This is a genomic window from Haloprofundus marisrubri (genome assembly GCF_001469955.1).
Taxonomy (GTDB): domain Archaea; phylum Halobacteriota; class Halobacteria; order Halobacteriales; family Haloferacaceae; genus Haloprofundus; species Haloprofundus marisrubri.
The window spans coordinates 85,793-104,241 of sequence record NZ_LOPU01000040.1; the positions used below are offsets into that span (position 1 = coordinate 85,793).

The 18,449-nt window shown below is 63.4% G+C and carries 20 protein-coding genes; 7 read left to right on the top strand and 13 right to left on the bottom strand.

Annotated features, from left to right (window positions below; genetic code table 11):
- The first annotated feature begins 426 nt into the window (after positions 1-426).
- From AUR64_RS21410 to AUR64_RS19105, 4 genes are all read left to right on the top strand, one after another.
- Positions 427-813, top strand: a complete 387-nt coding sequence (locus AUR64_RS21410; RefSeq protein WP_082230870.1) for a GAF domain-containing protein — start codon at positions 427-429, stop codon at positions 811-813.
- Complete coding sequence (locus tag AUR64_RS19095; protein ID WP_058583568.1) at positions 753-1,493, top strand: bacterio-opsin activator domain-containing protein; 741 nt, start codon at positions 753-755, stop codon at positions 1,491-1,493. Before AUR64_RS21410 ends, AUR64_RS19095 begins: the two co-directional genes overlap by 61 nt.
- 101 nt (positions 1,494-1,594) lie before the next feature.
- Positions 1,595-1,855: a hypothetical protein gene (locus tag AUR64_RS19100; protein WP_058583569.1), complete on the top strand. Its 261-nt coding sequence runs from the start codon at positions 1,595-1,597 to the stop codon at positions 1,853-1,855.
- Positions 1,855-2,196, top strand: coding sequence for a DUF7344 domain-containing protein (locus tag AUR64_RS19105; RefSeq protein WP_205628434.1), 342 nt, complete (start codon positions 1,855-1,857; stop codon positions 2,194-2,196). Before AUR64_RS19100 ends, AUR64_RS19105 begins: the two co-directional genes overlap by 1 nt.
- A 44-nt stretch (positions 2,197-2,240) precedes the next feature.
- Here AUR64_RS19105 and AUR64_RS19110 read toward each other — a convergent pair whose 3' ends face one another.
- Positions 2,241-2,909 carry a cyclase family protein gene (locus AUR64_RS19110; protein WP_058583571.1) on the bottom strand — a complete coding sequence of 223 codons (669 nt, stop codon included), beginning with the start codon at positions 2,907-2,909 and terminating at the stop codon, positions 2,241-2,243.
- The gene (locus AUR64_RS19115; RefSeq protein ID WP_071391330.1) at positions 2,906-3,784 is read right to left on the bottom strand and encodes an NAD(P)-dependent oxidoreductase; all 879 of its coding nucleotides are present in this window, start codon (positions 3,782-3,784) and stop codon (positions 2,906-2,908) included. The genes AUR64_RS19110 and AUR64_RS19115 overlap by 4 nt, the downstream gene beginning before the upstream one ends.
- Before the next feature lie 254 nt (positions 3,785-4,038).
- On the opposite strand from AUR64_RS19115, the gene AUR64_RS19120 reads away from it, so the two are divergent.
- Complete coding sequence (locus AUR64_RS19120) at positions 4,039-4,911, top strand: NAD(P)-dependent oxidoreductase (protein WP_058583573.1); 873 nt, start codon at positions 4,039-4,041, stop codon at positions 4,909-4,911.
- 105 nt (positions 4,912-5,016) lie between these two features.
- Positions 5,017-5,904: a dihydrodipicolinate synthase family protein gene (locus tag AUR64_RS19125; protein ID WP_058583574.1), complete on the top strand. Its 888-nt coding sequence runs from the start codon at positions 5,017-5,019 to the stop codon at positions 5,902-5,904.
- 18 nt (positions 5,905-5,922) lie between these two features.
- Here AUR64_RS19125 and AUR64_RS19130 read toward each other — a convergent pair whose 3' ends face one another.
- The 11 genes from AUR64_RS19130 to AUR64_RS19180 all read right to left on the bottom strand — a co-directional run bounded on the left by AUR64_RS19130 (position 5,923) and on the right by AUR64_RS19180 (position 17,566).
- Positions 5,923-6,828, bottom strand: a complete 906-nt coding sequence (locus AUR64_RS19130) for an alpha/beta fold hydrolase (protein WP_058583575.1) — start codon at positions 6,826-6,828, stop codon at positions 5,923-5,925.
- Positions 6,821-7,204: a hypothetical protein gene (locus tag AUR64_RS19135; protein ID WP_058583576.1), complete on the bottom strand. Its 384-nt coding sequence runs from the start codon at positions 7,202-7,204 to the stop codon at positions 6,821-6,823. The genes AUR64_RS19130 and AUR64_RS19135 overlap by 8 nt, the downstream gene beginning before the upstream one ends.
- 82 nt (positions 7,205-7,286) lie before the next feature.
- Positions 7,287-7,901 carry a DJ-1/PfpI family protein gene (locus tag AUR64_RS19140; RefSeq protein ID WP_058583577.1) on the bottom strand — a complete coding sequence of 205 codons (615 nt, stop codon included), beginning with the start codon at positions 7,899-7,901 and terminating at the stop codon, positions 7,287-7,289.
- A 76-nt stretch (positions 7,902-7,977) separates the two neighbouring features.
- Positions 7,978-10,008, bottom strand: a complete 2,031-nt coding sequence (locus tag AUR64_RS19145) for a TRAP transporter permease (protein ID WP_082230876.1) — start codon at positions 10,006-10,008, stop codon at positions 7,978-7,980.
- A gap of 222 nt (positions 10,009-10,230) precedes the next feature.
- Positions 10,231-11,322 (bottom strand): TAXI family TRAP transporter solute-binding subunit, encoded by a 1,092-nt coding sequence (locus tag AUR64_RS19150; RefSeq protein ID WP_240479641.1) that lies wholly within the window; start codon positions 11,320-11,322, stop codon positions 10,231-10,233.
- Positions 11,323-11,441: 119 nt separating this feature from the next.
- Positions 11,442-12,884 (bottom strand): acetyl-CoA hydrolase/transferase C-terminal domain-containing protein, encoded by a 1,443-nt coding sequence (locus tag AUR64_RS19155; protein WP_058583578.1) that lies wholly within the window; start codon positions 12,882-12,884, stop codon positions 11,442-11,444.
- Positions 12,877-13,458: a MaoC family dehydratase gene (locus AUR64_RS19160; RefSeq protein ID WP_058583579.1), complete on the bottom strand. Its 582-nt coding sequence runs from the start codon at positions 13,456-13,458 to the stop codon at positions 12,877-12,879. The genes AUR64_RS19155 and AUR64_RS19160 overlap by 8 nt, the downstream gene beginning before the upstream one ends.
- A gap of 96 nt (positions 13,459-13,554) precedes the next feature.
- Entirely contained in the window at positions 13,555-14,757 is a 1,203-nt protein-coding gene (locus tag AUR64_RS19165) for an acyl-CoA dehydrogenase family protein (protein WP_058583580.1), read from the bottom strand.
- A 112-nt stretch (positions 14,758-14,869) separates the two neighbouring features.
- Entirely contained in the window at positions 14,870-15,676 is an 807-nt protein-coding gene (locus tag AUR64_RS19170) for an SDR family NAD(P)-dependent oxidoreductase (RefSeq protein WP_058583581.1), read from the bottom strand.
- A 2-nt stretch (positions 15,677-15,678) separates the two neighbouring features.
- Positions 15,679-16,113 (bottom strand): universal stress protein, encoded by a 435-nt coding sequence (locus tag AUR64_RS19175; RefSeq protein WP_071391326.1) that lies wholly within the window; start codon positions 16,111-16,113, stop codon positions 15,679-15,681.
- A gap of 112 nt (positions 16,114-16,225) precedes the next feature.
- Entirely contained in the window at positions 16,226-17,566 is a 1,341-nt protein-coding gene (locus AUR64_RS19180) for an MmgE/PrpD family protein (RefSeq protein WP_058583583.1), read from the bottom strand.
- A 106-nt stretch (positions 17,567-17,672) separates the two neighbouring features.
- On the opposite strand from AUR64_RS19180, the gene AUR64_RS19185 reads away from it, so the two are divergent.
- On the top strand, positions 17,673-18,440 hold the full coding sequence (locus AUR64_RS19185; protein WP_058583584.1) for an IclR family transcriptional regulator: 768 nt from the start codon (positions 17,673-17,675) through the stop codon (positions 18,438-18,440).
- Positions 18,441-18,449: the final 9 nt, after the last annotated feature.

An 18,449-nucleotide genomic window follows, 5' to 3' on the forward strand; every position in this document is an offset into this window, starting at 1 on the left:
GACCCGTTTTCAGATCGGGCCCGTCGGATGACCGATGCCTACAGTGCGGATATCGAAATTACCGAACGGTTGAAAGCAGGTGGCTCTGTCCCGTCGAGTATCGCAGAGAGTGCAGTTCGAGCTGAACCACTTGATGATGAGTCTCCTGAGCGGCATCCTGCTCCGTATTCGTTTTTGCGGATGGTCCGACTCCTTATCTACCGAGAAACTGCACCGCGTGCGAGCCTTGCTCGACGTGAACAGATACCGATTCAACGGCAACCTCCTGTCCATTTTCGTTCATCGTCTGGATAGCCTCTCGCCCGTCACCGTGGATACGTTTCGGGATCAGATAGTTTACGTCGAGGTTCGAGAGCGTCTGGTACATCGATTTTCGAGTCAAACTTTCGGGCTTCCAGTGCCGATAGCTGGCTCGGTCAGTCACAGATTCCGGTTCCATCGACAGAATGCTTTTGGCCGCGCTCAGCGAAATTCTCCCATGACTACGACCGCGCCAGCACCGTCGAAACACTCTCGACTCGGACCGACGACCAGGGACTCGCTTCGGACCCCTTCGTGACTGCGATTCGGACCCGCGAGCTGCAGGTCATCGAAGACGTCGCCACCGACGCACGAGCCAGTCCGTGGCGGGAATTCGCGCTGAGACACGGGGCGCGCTCGTGTTTCAGCATTCCTCTCACCTACGAAGAGTCCGTCTACGGTGTACTCGTGGTTATGGGACGACGCCAGCCCAGCAACACGGTGATCTGGACGTGCTCGCGGAACTCGGCCGGACGATCGCCCACGCGATTCACGCCGCCGAACGCAGCGTGACCAACCGGATGGACAGCGTGACCGAACTCACACTTCGAACGACGGCGATGACGTCGCCGCTGCGTCGCCTCGCCCAAGCCACGGGTGCTGAAATCGCGTTCGAAGGGCTGGTGCCAGGCTCGGACGACACGCCAACGGTGTTCTTCACCACGACGGGGACCACGCCCGAGGCCCTGATGGCTGCCAGTGAGGACGTCCTCGCGGTCCGGGAACTGGTCTACCTCGCCGACCGCGAAGAGAGAGGCCTGTTCAAGGCCCACCTCACCGATCCGATTCTGGCGTCGTACCTGCTCGAACACGACGCAAGAGTACGCTCGCTCACGATCGGTGCGGCGGCCGCGACTATCGTCGTCGACCTCCCGTCGGCCGCCGATGTCCGCGAGGTTATCGAGGACATCGAGCAGACCGTGCCCGATATCGAACTCCTGTCGCGCCGAACGCGGACGCAGTCCCCCGAGAAGGGTGTGGTGTCCCAGACCGCGGTGCTGGATCGACTCACGCCACGCCAGCAAGAGGTTCTCCAGTTGGCCTACCGGAGCGGCTACTTCGAATCACCCCGCGTTCAGACGGGCAAAGACCTCGCCGATGCCCTCGGCATCTCGCCGTCTACGTTCACGAATCACATCCGTGGCGCGGAACGCGGCCTCCTGAACGTGGTGTTCGATAACGGACAACGATGACGATGGTACGTGGGCCGAATGCTAGATAATTCGGTCTGGCACTGCTGCGAGACGAACATTTTCTTAACAGGCCTTTCGTCCGGACACTGTCTACGGAGCCCATGGCTATTGACGAACCCGTGGACAGGTCGGGTGAATCAACGCAGTCCGAGCGGTCACTCCTCACGGCCGAAGACAACGAACTCTCGGAAATGCCCGGTGTCCTGAGTCAGCAGACCGACCGACGCATCCTGATTCACCCACTCTCCCACGACGGCCCGATACCAGTGGAGTCATTGGCGGCACAGTTCGCGGCGCCCGGCGCGTCCGAGCCTCCCGAGCCCCCGGACGGACCCACAGACCGAAAGCAAGAGGGGCCGTGATGACGAGGGAGTCACAGTCGGCAGCGCCGGCGATGGATACGATGCTGGATATCCTGGCGAACAGGTATCGCCGGCGAGTGCTCGTTGCGCTGCTGGACCACAACCCACAGGACGACGACGAGACGCAGATTCCCGACGACGCGGCCCCGGACGACGAAGACCCAGAAGAGCTACTGCTCCAAATGCGCCACGTCCACCTTCCCAAACTAGAGGAAGCGGGATTCATCGAGTGGGATCAGGAGACGAACAGTGTCACGAAAGGCCCACAGTTCGAGGAGATTCGGCCGTTACTGGAGTTGATGGCCAACCACGGCGACGAGTTGCCCGACGACTGGCTCTGAGTCTCTAGCGTCGTCTCTGTCGTTGCAATCAACGATTAGTTCGATTACACCCGCGCGACGAACCGAACCGGTGCACCGTCACCGTCTCGAATCTTGACGGGGAAGCCTTGCAGTTCGAGTCGTTTACCGACAAGCACGTCGAGGTTCGTCAGATTCTCTGCGACGAGCACGCCTTCGCCCAACAGTGTTCGATGAACGGGGAACTCCATCCATCCCTCCGGTCGCTCCGGCGGTGGAATATCCGGCGTCAGCGTATCCATCGCAATCATCTTCACGCCCCGTTCGACCAACCACTCCGCGAGGTCGACCGAGAGCCACGGATGTGAGACGTACGTCGGCGTCCCGAACTTCTCCTGCCATCCGGTGTACAGCACGACGATATCGCCCTCTCGAACGTCGCCGTCCGCCGCTTCGACGTCATTGACGGTTATCTCTCGGGCGTCGTCGACCGAGACGTCGAGGACGACACCTTCGCCGGCGAACCGGTCGAGCGACAACTCGTCTATCGTCGCGCCGCCCTCTACGAAATGTCGCGGGGCGTCGACGTGGGTCCCGAGGTGGGTCGCCGCCGTGTATCGCTGGACGTTGATTCGGTCTTCGGCGACATCCCGTATCGTCTCGAACGTCGGCGCTGGAACCGCCGGCGGATGCGGCATCTCCTCTGAGAACGGCTGTGAAAGGTCGACCCACCGATTCTCGTTTTCGTCGCTCATGGCTCCGATCCGAGCGCCTCGTACAGTTTCACGACGGCCGAGGCGTCCAACTCACCGTACCCCATCGCTTCACCGACGCGGTAGAGACCGCTGCCGCCGCCCAAGAGCAGCGGAACGTCGTTGTCGGCGGCGAACGACTCGGCCAACGAGACGTCTTTGCGCATCAGTGATAGCGTGAACTCGGAGTCGTACTCGTCGGGGATGACGAACCGCTCCATATCCCGGTCGAGCGCGTACGACGCTCCCGACGAGTCCGCGAGCGTCTCGGCGAACGTCTCGTCGTCGACTCCGGCCGCTCGCGCCATCGACAGCGCCTCGAACAGCACCAACTGGTTGAGGCCGAGTACGTAGTTGTTCACCACTTTCAGCGTCACGCCGACACCCGTCGGCCCGACGTGGTGAATCGTCTCGCTGATGGTCTCCAACACGGGGCGGACGCGTTCGACCGTTTCGTCGGACCCGCCGACGAGAACGGTGAGCGTCCCCTTCTCGGCGTTGCGTGCGCCGCCGCTGACGGGCGCGTCGAGGAATTCGACGTCGGCGGCCTCGCAAGCGTCGGCGACGCGTTCGGACGCCCCCGGAGAGACGGTGCTCGTATCGACGAGTACGTCCCCCGACGCCATCCCGCTCAGGACACCATCCTCACCCAGCGTCGCCGCGTGTAACGCACCATCGCTCGGCAACGAGAGGAAGACGATATCGGCCCGTTCTCCGACGTCAGCTCCCGAATCGGCCGCTGTCGCGCCCTGTTGTTCGAGCGCTTCGACCCGTGCCGGGTCGATGTCGAAGACGACGATATCGTACGCTTCGGCCAGTACCTCGGCGATTCGACCGCCGATGTTTCCTAATCCGACGACGCCGACGGTTTCCGACATAGTCACTCCTCCGCCCGTCGTCGGTTCGCCGTTCGCTGTTTCCTCGTTGTCCATCGTCCGCTACCCGTCGCCTCGCGAAGCGTTTCGCTACGGTAATCGCTCATGTGCAGTGATACACGTTGTCACGTGTCGGATATTGAATCTTCGTATCACGGCCTGCCGCACCGGAAGCGTTGAATCACCCGCGGGCCGACTACGGGCGACAGCCTCCGCGGGGCGTGGAGTTAAGACGGTCCGGTGAGGGTAATCGACGTATGGTAGCCGTTGGAGTCATCGGACTCGGCCAGATGGGCGGCCCGATAACTGAACATCTCCTCACAGACCACGACGTGACCGTCTTCGACCTCGACCGCAGCGCCGTCGACCGACTGGCGGCCGACGGAGCGACACCGGCAGAGACCGCCGCCGACGCCGTCGCCGGTGTCGACGTGGTCTTTCTCTCGCTGCCGACCCCGGACATCGTCGAAGCCGTCGTCGAAGAGACTGCGACGGCGTTCGACTCCGGGTCGGTTCTCGTCGACCTCTCTACCTCGACGCCGTCGACGACAGGCCGCGTCGCGGAACTCCTCGCCGACCACGACGTCGACGTTCTCGGTGCGCCGGTCAGTGGAGGGCCTTCGGGTGCGGAAGCCGGAACGCTCTCGGTGATGGTCGGCGGCGACGAGGCAGTGTACGAGGCCACTCTCCCGATTTTCGAGTCGTTCGCCTCGGACGTGTTCCACGTCGGCGACCAACCGGGTCACGGCCACGCAGTGAAACTACTGAACAACTATCTCTCGTTTGCGGGCTTTCTGGCGACCTCCGAGGCGGTCGCACTCGGTCGCTCGGCCGGACTCGACGGCGAGACGCTCGTCGACGTGTTCAGCGCCGGCAGCGGGCGCAACAGCGCCACGGAGCAGAAGTTCCCCGAGTACGTGCTGCCAGAGGCGTACGACATGGGTTTCTCGCTCGAACTGATGGAGAAAGACATCCGTCTGTTTCAGGAGTTCGCGGAGGCGAACGACGCCTCCGCACTGCTCGGCGGCGTCGTCCGCAATCTGGTCGGCTACGCGCGGGCCCAACAGGGTGGCGACGCCGACATGACTCGCGCCTACGAGTTCGTCGAACGACAGATGACTCGGAGATAGCGTTCCGTCGGACGACAGATGACTCGGACGTAGGTTTTCCCCGACGATAGATAACACGGAGATAGATTTTTACCCTCCATCCGTAATCGTTCGTACGAGACAACTATGACGAGTCCAATCACGGGTGTCGTCGCGCCAGTGGTAACGCCGATAAACGACCAAGGGAACCTCGCGCCCGACCGAGTCGCCGACAGCGTCGCGTTCACGATGGAGTGTGGCTGTCACGCCGTCGTCGCCTCCGGAACCGGTGTCCAAGAGACCGCCGCACTCGCGCCCGATGAACGGAAGACGCTGATTAGCGAAACCGTCGCCGCCGTCGACGGCGAAGTTCCCGTCCTCGCGGGCGTCTCGTATCCTGCCCAGTCGGTCGTCTCCGACCTCGTCTCGCACGCCGAGGAAGAGGGCGTCGACGGCCTGCTCGCCATGCCGCCGTGGGGAATGCCGCCGAGTCACGACGCTATCGTCCGCTACTACGAGGCCATCGCCGAGGAGACGGAGCTCCCGATTCTCGTCTACAACAACCCCGCTGTCACGGTCGATATGGCCAAAGAAACGATGCGCGACGTCGCCCGCATCGACGGCGTCGACTACGTCAAGGAGAGTTCGCGGGACTGGCAGAAAGTCGGCTGGCTCCTCGAACGCATCCACCACGAAGGCCACGCGGAGGTGTTCACGACTATGGACGTTCTCCTTTCGACGTTGCAGGCCGGCGGGTCGGGCGCGGTCATCCCCGCGCCGGCGACGGTGCCCGCGATGCGCGTCTACGATGCCTACCAGTCCGGCGACGTAGAGTCGGCCGTCGCCGCCCAGCGCAGTTTCGGGACGTTCCCCCCGGACGAGGTGTCGACCGGACTCACCGCCGTCTGCAAGACCGCGACGCGTCTCTCGGGCGTCGACGTCGGTTCGCCGCGGCCGCCGTACGACGACGTCGGCGAGGAGGGTCGCGAAGCTATCGACGCGTGGCTCGACGAGCAGGACGTTCCGAAACTGTAACAGCGGCCACTACGACGCTCAGTCCGCAGCGATTTGTTCCAGTATCGGTTCCAAATACTCTTTTAATCGAGTTGGATTCTCGACCATCGGGAAGTGGCCGAGTTCGGTCATCTCCTCGAACTGCGCACCGTCTATTTCGTCGGCGACGCGGCGCGTATCCTCCGGTGCCGCCGAGTAGTCGTACTCGCCGGTGAGCAGATAGACGCCCACGTCGTCGGTGTCTATCTCGTCTAACGTCCCGCGCGCGTCCCAGTCCTCGGCGTAGAAATGCAGGTCGCCGGTGTAGACGCCGTCGCCGCCCTGACTGTAGAGCCACCACGACTCCCGTTTCAGTCGCTCGGGGCTCTGCGGCGCTTGGAGGCCGTACACCCACTCGGGACGGACGACTTCCTGATTCACGTGCGGGTGGTCGAGGTAGCCGATATCCCGCGTCGGTGCGTGTGCAGTCGACTCCAACCCGACGACCGCACGAACGTCGTCGGCGTAGTTCCGGGCGAGTTCGAGTACGATAGCGCCGCCCATCGAACAGCCGACGACGGCGGGCGAGTCGAGGCCGAGCGTTCGGACGAACGTGGCGACGAATCCGGCGTAGAAGTCGGTCTTCAGTCGGTAGTCCTCGGTCCACCAGTCGCTCGTCGTCGGCGGGAGCGTCTGGCCGTGCCACGGCATGTCGAACGCGTAGACGGTGTACTGCTCCAGCACGTCCGGGTCGTTCAGGAGGTGGCGAAACTGTCGGGAGTCCGCGCCCGCGGTGTGTAGACAGACCAACGGCACGTCACCGTCGCCGGCGACCTCGTAGTAGGTTCGGTACTTCTCGCCGTCGAACTCCAACCAGACGTACCGGGCCTCGATTGGTTCGTGGTCGCCGTGATCGAACTCGTCGGGGGTCGCCGCACCGTCACCGTCACCGTTGTTGTCACTCATCGTCGACCTCCCGGAACACCTCGAGCGTCCGCTTCAGCGCCCTGAGGTGTTGTATCGCGGTCTTCAGGTCGCCCTCCAGTACGAGGTCGCCGCGGAGCCACGCCCCCAGCAGGTCGTGGTACGGCGCTGGCGGCGTCTCCGAGAGCATCTGCTGCCACACCGTCTCGGGTGCGCGGAGCGCGAACGCCCACGAGACGAGTTCGGGGTCGTCGTAGACGGTGAGTTCGCCTTCGTCGACGCCGAACGCGCACGCCGTCTCGCCGAAATCGAATCGAATCGTCGTCGAGAACGCGCGACTGGCCCGTGCGAACTGCTCGTCGGCGGCGAGTGCCGTGGCCGCCGATTCGACCCACTCCTCGCTGGGAAACGATGACATACCGTACACGTCCGGCGAACGGATAGTCAATCTTCCGCCTGCCGAGGAGTTCCGGCGTCGCTGAGGTGATTTTTCCCTCGACTCAGGCCGCGTCGGCACCGGCCACGTGGACGGGTCCACGCGGTTCGTACTCCATGCGTGTGGCGACGGCGTCCGCTATCTCGTCGCCGAACTCGCGGCGGACGACGTGAAACGCTAAGTCGAGTCCGGAGGTGACGCCGCCGGCGGTCACCACGTCGCCGTCGTCGACGACGCGAGCGTCGACGACTTCCGCGCCCGACTCCCGAAGGTCGTCTTTGGCGCTGGCGTGCGTAATCGCCGGCCGTCCATCGGTGATTCTCCCCCGAGCGAGCAACATCCCGCCCGTACAGACGCCCGCGACGGCGACACCCTCGTCGTAGAGGTCGGCAATCGTTTCGGGGATGACTCCTCGTTCGGCCTCCGCCCACGCGCCCGTCTCGCCACGACTGGCCCACTGTCCACCGGGGACGAGCACCAAGTCGGGAGATAGTTCGTCGAGGCGGTGGTCGACGCCGATACGGACGCCGTGGCTGGCGGTCACTTCGTCGACGTCGTCTACGGTACACAGCGTCACCGTGAGGTCCGCTCCGCTGTCTCGGGCGTTGTCAAACACCTCGAACGGTGCGATGGCGTCGAGTTCGTCGACACCCTCGAAGAGAACGATTGCGATATCCATGCGTACAACTACCGCGGCAAGAAGAAAACTGTTCGCCCGAAAAGGCGGCAACTGGACGGCCGACTGTGCGCTTTTGCTACTCTCGTTTCGCACCTCCGCCTATCTGCGGTCGTCCGTCACCGGACAGTCCGAGCGCGCTCCGCAGGACGCCGACAGGGTCCGGCCGGCCAGCGAACGCCTGAACGATGTACATGGCGACGAGAACCCCTAGCGCGAACAGCTGAATCGTCGGCGAGGGGTGGACCATCGTGACGAGTCCGAGGGCGGCGTAGACGACCCGGGCGGGGAGCGTGATAGCTTTCCCGAACGCGAACGGGTAGTTGATGCCGTGAATCATCGCTATCGCACCCATCATTGCGAACGCCCCGGACGTCAGCGCCACCGAGTCGAACGTCCCGGAGACGACTTCGGGGTGGTAGATGAAGGTGAACGGCAGGACGAACAGCGGTGCCGAGATTTTGATGGCTTCCCAGCAGCTCTTCCAGAAGTCCGCCCCGGCGATACCACAGGCCACCGCGACGCAGGTCGCAATCGGTGGCGTAAGCCCCGCCAGAATCGCGGCGTAGAACACGAAGAAGTGTCCCGCCAGCTCCGGCAGGAAGAACTGGTTGATGAGCGTCGGCGCGATGAGCAGCGCGACGATGGTGTACGACGCCGTCGTCGGCATCCCCAGTCCGAGGATGATGCAGATAATCATCGCCAGGATGGCGGCGAGCCAGAGTTGGCCGCCCGCCAACTGCATCAGCGTCAGCGAGATGGACGTCGGCACCCCAGTCGCGGTGAGGATGTCGACGACGCCGTTGATTGCGCCGAGGATAATCGCCACCGGTGCGAGCACGACGACACCCTCACGTGCGCCGTTGAGCGTCTCCCAGAGGCTGCGGCGGGCCGACTGACCCGTCGTTTCGTCGCTGACGCCGGCACTCGCCTGCAACAGCGGAATCAGCGTACCTGTGGCCAGCATCGCCGTCGCCGTCCACAGCGCGGCCGTCATCACGGTCACTTGGACGATTCCGAGCTGGTAGATGAGGACCGCGAGCGGGATGCCGTACTTCACGCACTCGGTGAGGAACTCCGAGCGCGGCATCGAGTCGGTGATGAGCTTCTCGGGGTCCGTGTCGTCGAGTTGCGGTACCGAGACGTAGTGGACCGCGATGAAGATGGTCACCACGAGCACCGCCGCCGGAATCAGACCGGCGACGATGACGTCGGCGTACGTGATGCCGGTGATGAGCGAGGCCATGATGAACGCGGCCGCACCCATGACCGGCGGCAGCACCTGTCCGGAGGTGGATGCAACGGCTTCGATTGCACCCGAGGTTTCGGGCTTCATCCCGTTTCGCTTCATCAGCGGGATGGTGAACGACCCGGTCATGCCGGCGTTAGCGGTCTGACTGCCGTTGACGGAGCCGATGACCGCCGAGGCCAGTACCGCAGTCTGGGCGATACCGGAGTCGATGTACCGCGCCGAGCGGAACGCTAACCGCATGATGAGGTCGAACGCGCCGTAGGCTTTCAGGAAGCCGGCGTACAGCAGGAACAACGCAATCCACGCCGCGACGAGTTGCGTCAGGAACCCGAAGAACCCGTCGACGCTGAGCACGAGGATACGCATGAGCCTGTCCCAGCCGATGCCGCCGTGTGCGAGCGGTCCCGGCGCGAGCATCCCCCAACGGCCGTAGGCGATGCCGAGTAGGATAATCGAGAGGAACGTCGTCCCGAACGCCCGCCAGGTGAGATAGATGATGACGAGGGTGAATATCGCCGCCATGTATATCTCGTACTGGAACGCGCGCCCCTGTCGGGTGACGTACAGCTCTTGGAAGTTCATCACGACGTACACACAGACGATGGCGACGATGATTCCACATATCGTCAGTAACGCCGATTCGAGTCGGTTCCCCGGTCCGTAGGCCCGTTTTAAGTCGTCGACGAGTCTGTCGCGGCCACCGCCGGCGAGGTCCATCAGTTCGGTGAAGATGAACAGTTCGAGGATGGCCCCGAAGAAGATGACACCGTACTGTGCCCGCGGCATCATCTGACTCCACGCGTACCAGATGACGATGCCCCAGAAGACGACTGAGAGTAAGATGAGCACGTTGCGCATCGACACGAGCTCCGCGTCCCCGGGCTGTTCGGTGTCGAACCCGTCGTTCATTCCCGATTCCGCGCTGTCGGCTGCCTCACTCACGTTCTCTCACTCCCTCCGGTGGTCGGTTCGTGTGGCCGTTCACGTTGCCGCCTCGAATTCTGCATGATTAGTAGTCTGGGTCCTGGGTGTAGTATGTTGTGTCTGTATTGCTGAAACGTTCGGGCCTGTGAACGGTGTTTAGTTGGTCGAGCCTTCTGTCCACTCGTCGTTCCAGGCGTTGTTGTCCTTCCAGTACTGGGCGACGCCCGGGTGGATTTCGAGGTCGGACATGACCGCGGAGGTCATCGACTCGATGCCCGAGTGGTCGATTGCCGTCGGGTCGGCCTGCTGAATCGCCTCGTGATGTTCCGCGGAGATGCGGGCCACCTCGCGGGCCGCGCTGGCGGGAACGTCCGGTCCGAACGCCCACTGTCCGGCGAGAACCCACGACGTCGTCGTCTCGGTGACGTTGTTGATTTCCTGCTCCCACTCGTACGGGTACTCCTCCCAGTCGTTGAGAAGCGCGCCGGGGACGCTCTCGATTGCCTGTCGGAAGTTGTCGTCGACTTCCATGAGATACAGGCGACCGTTACTGCGGACGTCGACTTCCTGCACCCAACTGGAGAGGTTGACGCCGTTTGCACCGTACACACAGAGCGCGTCCACACGGTTCTCCTCGACAGCACCCGGGATGTCGGTCGTGTCGACGTTCAGTATCTCGTTCTGTTCCCAGAGGCCCGCTTCCTTGATGACCTCTTCCGTGAGCAGTCGCGTCCCGAAGCCGGGTTGAATCGGATAGATGGTGTAGCCGCCGTCTTGGAGGTCGGCGGTCGACTGGATGTCCGAGCCTTCCATCGCCACCCAGTGCATTTCGAGGTTGGTGAAGACGAACCCTTGCATCGGCAGGTTGTCGACCGGGTCCTCCGCGAACGGACCGCTCTCGCTCATCGCCTTCGCCAGCGAGTTGTTGTCCACCCCGAGCGTTTCGAAGTTGCCGCCGTCGAACTCGTAGAGGTTCGCGGTCCATCCGTCTGTCACCTGAACGGTGATAGAGAGCGTATCGCTGTGCTGGCTTGCCGCCCGTGCGAGCGCCTGTGCAGCCTGCTGCGTCGACGTTCCCGAACCTGCACCGGCGATGACCATCTGATACTGTTCGCCGCCACCGCCGCCGCTGCTGTTGTTGCCACCGCCGCCACCGCCGAGCGAATCGGTACAGCCAGCCAACCCAATTGCGCCGAGCGTCGTCATTCCTTTCAGTACATCTCGACGCCGCTTGCTATCGTCTGACATAGACATTCGACAATAATCATTATGGTACATAAGTATAACGCCAGCTGTAATGCTTACTCCGAAGTTCGGAGAAAACGCCACGAGAGGCGCTTTTGACTCGGATTTGGAGTCGGCCGTTTTCAGCGGAACTCGGAGTCGGCGCTGACTGGGACGTGACCCCTGTTTTCGAGCGCTCTCTCCCGATATTCGCGGAGGTCTGCACGGAAGTCGGGGTGGGCGACGTCGATAATCGCGCCCATCCGCTCGGCTGGACTCGCTCCCCTGAGGTCCGCGACGCCGTACTCGGTGACGACGACCGAGTGGTCGTGTTCGGTGTGGTCGACGTGCGGGACGCTCGGGACCACCCGCGAGATGTCTCCCCCGGCGGCAGTCGAGGGGAGTGCAATGATGCCGAGTCGGCAGTTGCGGTTGAAGTCGCCGCCGCCGCCGATGCCGTTGACGATGCGCGTGCCGCCGATGTGGGTCGCGTTCGCGTTCCCGTACAGGTCGATGTCGACGGCGCTGTTGACGCCGACGACGCCGAACTGGTCGATGAGCGCGGGGTTGTTCGACACGTCGGCGGGTCGGAGCACCACGTCGTCGGCGTAGCGCTCGATATCGTCGAACAGTCGTTCTTGGCCTTCGAGTGAGAGCGCCAGTGAGGTCGCACTCGCACCCGAGAGCATCCCCTCGTCGATGGCGTCGAGCAGACCGTCTTGGAACACTTCGCCGAAATAGATGACTTCGCGGTCCGCGAACTCTATCTCCGAGAGTGCGCCCATGAGCGCGTTACCGAGGCTGCCGACGCCGAACTGCAGGCAGATTTGCTCTTGGAGCGTCGGATTCCGCTTCAGTTCCGCCTCCAAGAAGGTCCGAAGGTTGTCGGCGATAGTCGTGTCAGCCTCCGTCGGTTCGCGGAAGTCGTACGGGTCGTCGGGACGGTCGGTCTCGACGACGGCGACGAGTTTCTCGGGGTCGAACTCCAGTTTCGGCGACCCGACGCGTCCGATCGGTTCTTCGAGCGGAATCGGGTCGCGATTCGGCGGCAGGTCCCGGAGATAGACGTCGTGGACGTGTTCCAACAGTCGAGGCTGCGTCTCGTTCACCTCGACGACGAGACGGTCGGCGGCGGCGACGAACGACGGCATGTGCCCGATGGAAGTCGATGGAATGAGCCAGTCTTCGCCGACGGCGACGGCTTCGATGACGGCGACACCGGGGTCGCCAAAGTCGCCCAGACGAACCTCGTCGCCGAACCGCGAGATGTGGCGGTCGTGAAACTCGACCTCGCGGTCGTTTATCGCCGCCCGGGAGACGCTTCGTGTCTGAAACGGGTAGCGCCGCGCCATCTGGCCGGCTTCGACCAACTCGTCGTCTATCTCGCCGCCGACACCGCCGCCGGAGATGACCGTCAGCGACAGGTCGCGGTCGTCGGCCGCCAACGCCTCCGGGACCCGTTTCGGGTAGCCGACGCCGCCGAAGCCGCTCACCAAGACGACGTCGTCGGGTTCGACCGCATCGGCGGCCGTCGCCGCGTCGGTTACGGGAACACCGTCGGCGATGCGGTCGTCTGCATCAGTCATCCGTTCCTCCGTCGGACGGTTCGGTGCCGATTCCTTCGGGCCATCCCGGCGGCCGTGCGGCCGTCGGCTGGGCGTACTCGCGTTTCAGCACCATCGGCGTGCGCTCCATCGACAGCACCTTCGTCCCCTCTTCGTTGTACGCTCTGAGCTCTGTCGTAACGATGCCGACGTGGTCGCGCGAGGAGCTCTCGCGCTTTTCGAGCACCTCGCTCTCGGCGAAGATGGTGTCACCGTGGAACACCGGCGCGTGGTGTCGAATCCGGTCGTAGCCGAGGTTCGCGGTGGCGTTGACCGAGATGTCGATGACGCTCATCCCGACGGCGAGTGCGATGACGAACGTGCCGTCGACGAGTCGCTCGCCGAACTCCGTCTCGGCGGCGTACGCCTCGTTGAAGTGCATCGGGTTGAGATTCATCGTCACGTTCGTCATCCAGACGTTGTCCGTCTCCGTGACGGTGCGCCCGAACGGATGTTTGTACACGTCGCCTACCTCGAAATCCTCGTAGTACCGCCCCTGCCAGCCTTCTACCAGTCGCGTCTCACTCGTCTCCTCCGTCGTGTCGTTGTCGGTCATTGTCGTGTAGTCTCCTTCGTGTGGTCTTCGTGGGGTGTTCGTATGGTTCTTCCCTGCGGTTCTTTCGCGGTCTTTCCCTCTTTTTGTTGCCTCTCTTTAGAACGACCGGGGGAGTTCGAGGACGTTCTCCCCGATGTAGTTCAGCGCCAACTCCTGCGTGATAGGGACGAGACGGGTGAGTCGCGCCTCGCGCAGGTACCGTTCGACGTCGTACTCGCGGGCGACGCCACGCCCACCGTGGACCTGCACGGCGGCGTCCGCCGCCTCGAACGTTGCATCCGCGGCGAGGTACTTCGCAGCGTTCGCTCGCGCACCGACGGCTTTCCGCTCCTCGTCCGTTCGCTTCGCCGCGTCGAACGTGAACTGCTTTGCGGCCTGTACGCGGGCGAACGCCGCGGCCAGCGGGTGTTGGACCGCCTGATTCTGCCCGATGGGCTGGCCGAACACTTCGCGCTCGTTCGCGTAGTCGGCACCTTTCTCGATAGCGAGTTCGCCGAGGCCGATAGCTTCGGCAGCGATGACGAGTCGCTCCTCGTTGAGGCCGTCGAGCACTTGGTAGAACCCTTCGTCCTCGACGCCGACGAGTTGGTCGGCCGGAATCCGGAGGTCGTCGTAGGTGACGCGGAACGAACTGACCACGCCGCTGACGGTCTTGTCTATCTCCTCCAGTTGGATGCTCCCCTCGTCGACCCCTCGTTCGATATCGACGAGGAACAGCGAGACGCCCTTGGTCTTCTTGTCGACTTCGTCGTACGGCGTCGTGCGGGCGGCCAACACGAGGTAGTCGCTCACGTCGATACGGGAGGTCCAGAGTTTCTCGCCGTTGACGACGTACTCGTCGCCGTCGCGTTCGGCGCGGGTCGTCATCGCCGTCGACTCCGACCCCGCGGTCGGTTCGGTGAGGCTGAAACACTGAATCCACGCCTCACCGCTTGCGACTTGTGGGAGCAAGTTCTCTTTGAGTTCGTCGCTTCCGTACTTCACGAGCGGTGCGGAGTTGTAGATGGCGGCGTGGACCGTCTGCGCGCCGCTGAAGCCCGCGCCGCTTCTGGCGATTTCGTACATCATCGCCACCGTCTCTTCAGTACCGTAGCCTTTGCCGCCGTACTCCTCGGGGAGGAGGATTCCGAGCCACCCCTCTTCGGCGAGTGCGTTCACGAACTCGTGTGGATACTCCCCTTCGGCGTCGCGTTCGCGCCAGTACGCGTCGTCGAACTCGTCGCACACCGCCCGAATCTCTTCCCGAACCGCCTGCTGTCTGGGAGACAGCGCCAGTTCGCTGGCGAAGTAGCCTGACATCAGTTACCATATACTCGAAGGGGGCATTAAGCGTATTGGGGTTCCCGAACGATTATCCGGTTAGGATTCCCGCCGACGCGAAAGCACCGCCTGAGCGGTGCGAAACCGATGGTTACGGTGACATTCCGTCGAGCCAGCCGCCGTCCAGTGCGAGCGTCTCTCCGGTGACGAAGTCGGCCGCCGGCGACGCGAGGAAGACGACGGCCCGTCCGAACGACTCCGTTTCGCCGAGTTTCCGTATCGGCAGTTCCTCGGCCCGACGTTCGCGGGCCGCCTCGACGGATATCTCCTCTCTGTCGGCGAGCAGTTCGATTTTGTCTTCGAGACGGTCGGTGACGATGCCCCGTGGACACGCGCAGTTCACGCGGACGCCCTGCGGACCGTACTCCTCGGCGAGGCTCTTCGAGAGCGCGTAGATGCCCGGACGGAACGCCGCCTGAAGCACGTCGCCGGGTAGCGGTTCCGCCGCCGTCGCCGAGATGACGTTCACGACCGACGCCTCCTCGTCGCCTTCGACGAGATGCGGGAGCGCCGATTTGAGCGCGACGACGGTGCTTCGGACGACGAGTTCGTACGTCCGGTCCAGCGTCTCGACGTCCGTCTCCGCTATCGGCTGGACCGGCGGCCCGCCGTGGTTGGTCACGAGTACGTCGAGGCCACCGAACTCCGTCGCTGCGGCGTTCACGGTCTCTCGGATGTCTTCGGGTTCTGCGAGGTCACACGCGTACGTCCGAACGTCGTCCTCGTCGACGCCCGTCTCCTCGACGATGTGTGCTTTCGCGTCCGCGAGGTTCTCCGCGCCTCTCGAGGCGATAGCTACCTGCGCGCCCTCTCGTGCGAGTTCCGTCGCGGCGGCCCGGCCGAGACCTTTGCTCGCCGCGAACAGCAACGCTCGCTTACCGGTGAGTTCGAGTTCCATCGTCAGTTGGCGACCAGCACCGGTCGCTCTCCTTCGAGGATGAGTCCCTGCGTGACGCTTCCGAAGACGGCTTTGCCGACTGGTGTCCGCCGCGAGTTCCCGATGAGAATCGCGTCGGCGTCGACGTCGTCGGCCGCGTCGAGAATCGCCTGCTTCGGTTCGCCAGTCGTCGTTCGAAGACTCACCGCTACGCCGTCGTCTTCCAGTCGTGTTCCAGCATGCTCGACGGTCTCGGGAACGCCCTGTAGCGATTCGATGTTCTCGTTTATCGATTCGAGAATCGTCTTCCCCGCCTCGTCCGCCGGGGTGTCTATCTCCTCGTAGACGTGTAGTACGGTGACTTCGACGCCGTCACGGTCGAACAACCGTTCGAGAGTGTCGAGTTGTCTGTCGAGTCGCTCCGGTTCGGCGTCGACTGGCATGATAACACGCTTCATGCTCGCACCGTCGAGACGGTTCGTAATCAAAGTTTTCACTACACCGTTACAAACTGGATTCCGGACACGAACGGCGAAATCGCTGAAGCTCCGGCGTGCTCAGCGCCCCCTTTCAGCGCTGCTCTACTACTGCGGAGACGACGTTCTCCTGTTCAGAGAGCGACGAGAGAACGTCGTACAGGTGGTCGACTTCGCCTTCGGAGAGAACGGTCCCGGCACACTCTTCGAACTTGGCGCGTAGTTCCTCGTCGGTGAGTGGGTCGTCGTGGGTTCCCGGCGGGTTCTCCTGATAGCGCTCGTACGTCTCCGTTCCGGTGTCGATGCGTACTGTCGCCTCGTGAGAGTCGTACGGCAACTCCTCGTCGACGACGAACTCCACGCGCTCGCGCATCGACTGAACCGCCGGGTCGTCGATGGCGTCGTCGCGGAACGTCGCGAGCGTGACCCGGTCGCGGACCAACCCGCTGGCGACGGCGTACTCCATAGAGAACTTCGCTTCGAGGCCGGTGTCGGGGTCGGCGTGGTGGAGCGCGTCGCCCGCTCCCGACGATGCCGTGACGGTTACGTGCTCGATGTCGTCAGGGTCGACACCGTCCTCGGCGAGCGCTTGTGCCGCCGCGATGGAGGTGTGGGTGAAGTAACAGCACGGATACGCCTTGATGTGGATGCCACGCTCCTCCAACATGTTGTACTCGGGGCTGTCGAACTCCGCTGGTTCGGTGTCGCCGTACAGGTCCCAGAACCCACGGTCACCGCTTACCGCCGCCACGTCCGCAGTGAAGCCGTCGGCGGCGAGTCGTGCCGCGGTCACGCCCGAACGACAACAGAGACCAGCGTGCAACGGCTTCGTCATCGAGCCGAAGTTCCGCTTGAGCCCCGACGGCATCGACGCTGCAATGTTGAGCGCTGCTGTCGTCTCGGCTTCGTCCAAGTCGAGAAGTTTCGCCGCCGCCGCCGCCGCGCCGAAGGCTCCGAACGTCGCCGTCGCGTGCCACCCGGCTTCGTAGTGGTCGGGGCTGATAGGGTCGGCGACGGCGCACTCGACCTCGAATCCGGCTACGTACGCCGTAAGGAGGTCGCGGCCGCTCGCACCTGTCTCCTCGGCGAGTGCGAGGAGCGTCGGAACGAGTGTGACGCTGGGATGTCCGCTCATCGCCCACGCGAGGTCGTCGTAGTCGAGCGCGTGGCCGGCCGTCCCGGTCCGGAGTGCAACACTGTCCGGCGGCGTGTCGGCATCGACGCCGAGTAGCGTCGCGGCGTCGGCAGTCGCCGGGTCGATACCGCTGGACTCGGTCGCCTTTCTCCCTGCTCCTTCCGTCGACCCCGCGAGCGTCACGGCGACGGTGTCGACGAACGCCCGAGTGACCGTCTCGACGGACTCCTCCGGGAGGTCATCGTACGTCAACTGAGTGGCGAACGCTGCGAGACTCCGTTCCGGTGACGGTTGCTGCATGGTGGCACCTAACGACAGTCGGTCAAAAACGTTTGTCCTGAACGTTCGTTCCATTCCGTTCCGCGATACCGAACAGTATTAGTCCGAGCGTGTGAATCGGTAAAGCATGACACAAACGAACGACCCTGCAACGGTGCAGGCAGTACGGACGATGTTCGACATCGTCGAGTACGTCGCCGAACGCGACGGCGTCACCATCACCGAAGTTGCCACCGACCTCGGCTACGCGAAGAGCACTATCCATCGGCATTTCTCGACACTCCACGAGTTAGGCTACATCGTCGAGACGCCGACCGGCTATCAGGTTGGATTACGGTTTCTCGAAGTCGGCCACACTGCTAGAGTACGCCAACGCGGACACAGGATGGTCAAAGAGAAAGTCGAGAACATCGCAGCGGAGACCGGTGAACGGGCCCAGTTCATCGTCGAGGAACACGGTGAAGGGGTGTACATCCACCGGGCGTTCGGCGAGCGTGCCGTTCGGACCGACCCCGGAATCGGCAGTCGGATTCCCCTACACGCCACCTCTGCCGGCAAAGCTATCCTCGCAAGCATGGACGAAAAGCGGAGCGCCGAACTCATCGAGGCAATCAACTTCGACCCAATCACCGAGTTCACGATAACGGACTCCGAACAACTGTACGACGAACTCGAAGCCATCCGCGAACGAGGCTACAGTTTCAACCGACAGGAGAACCTCAACGGGCTTCACGCCGTCGGCGTCGCTGTCTCCGGCCCCGATGGTGAGGTCATCGGTGCGCTCAGCGTCTCCGGTCCGTCACACCGGATGCAGGGTACGTGGTTCGAAGAGGAACTCCCGAAACTTCTGCTGGGGACGGCCAACGAACTCGAACTCAACATCGCCCACTCGTAAGCGTTCCGC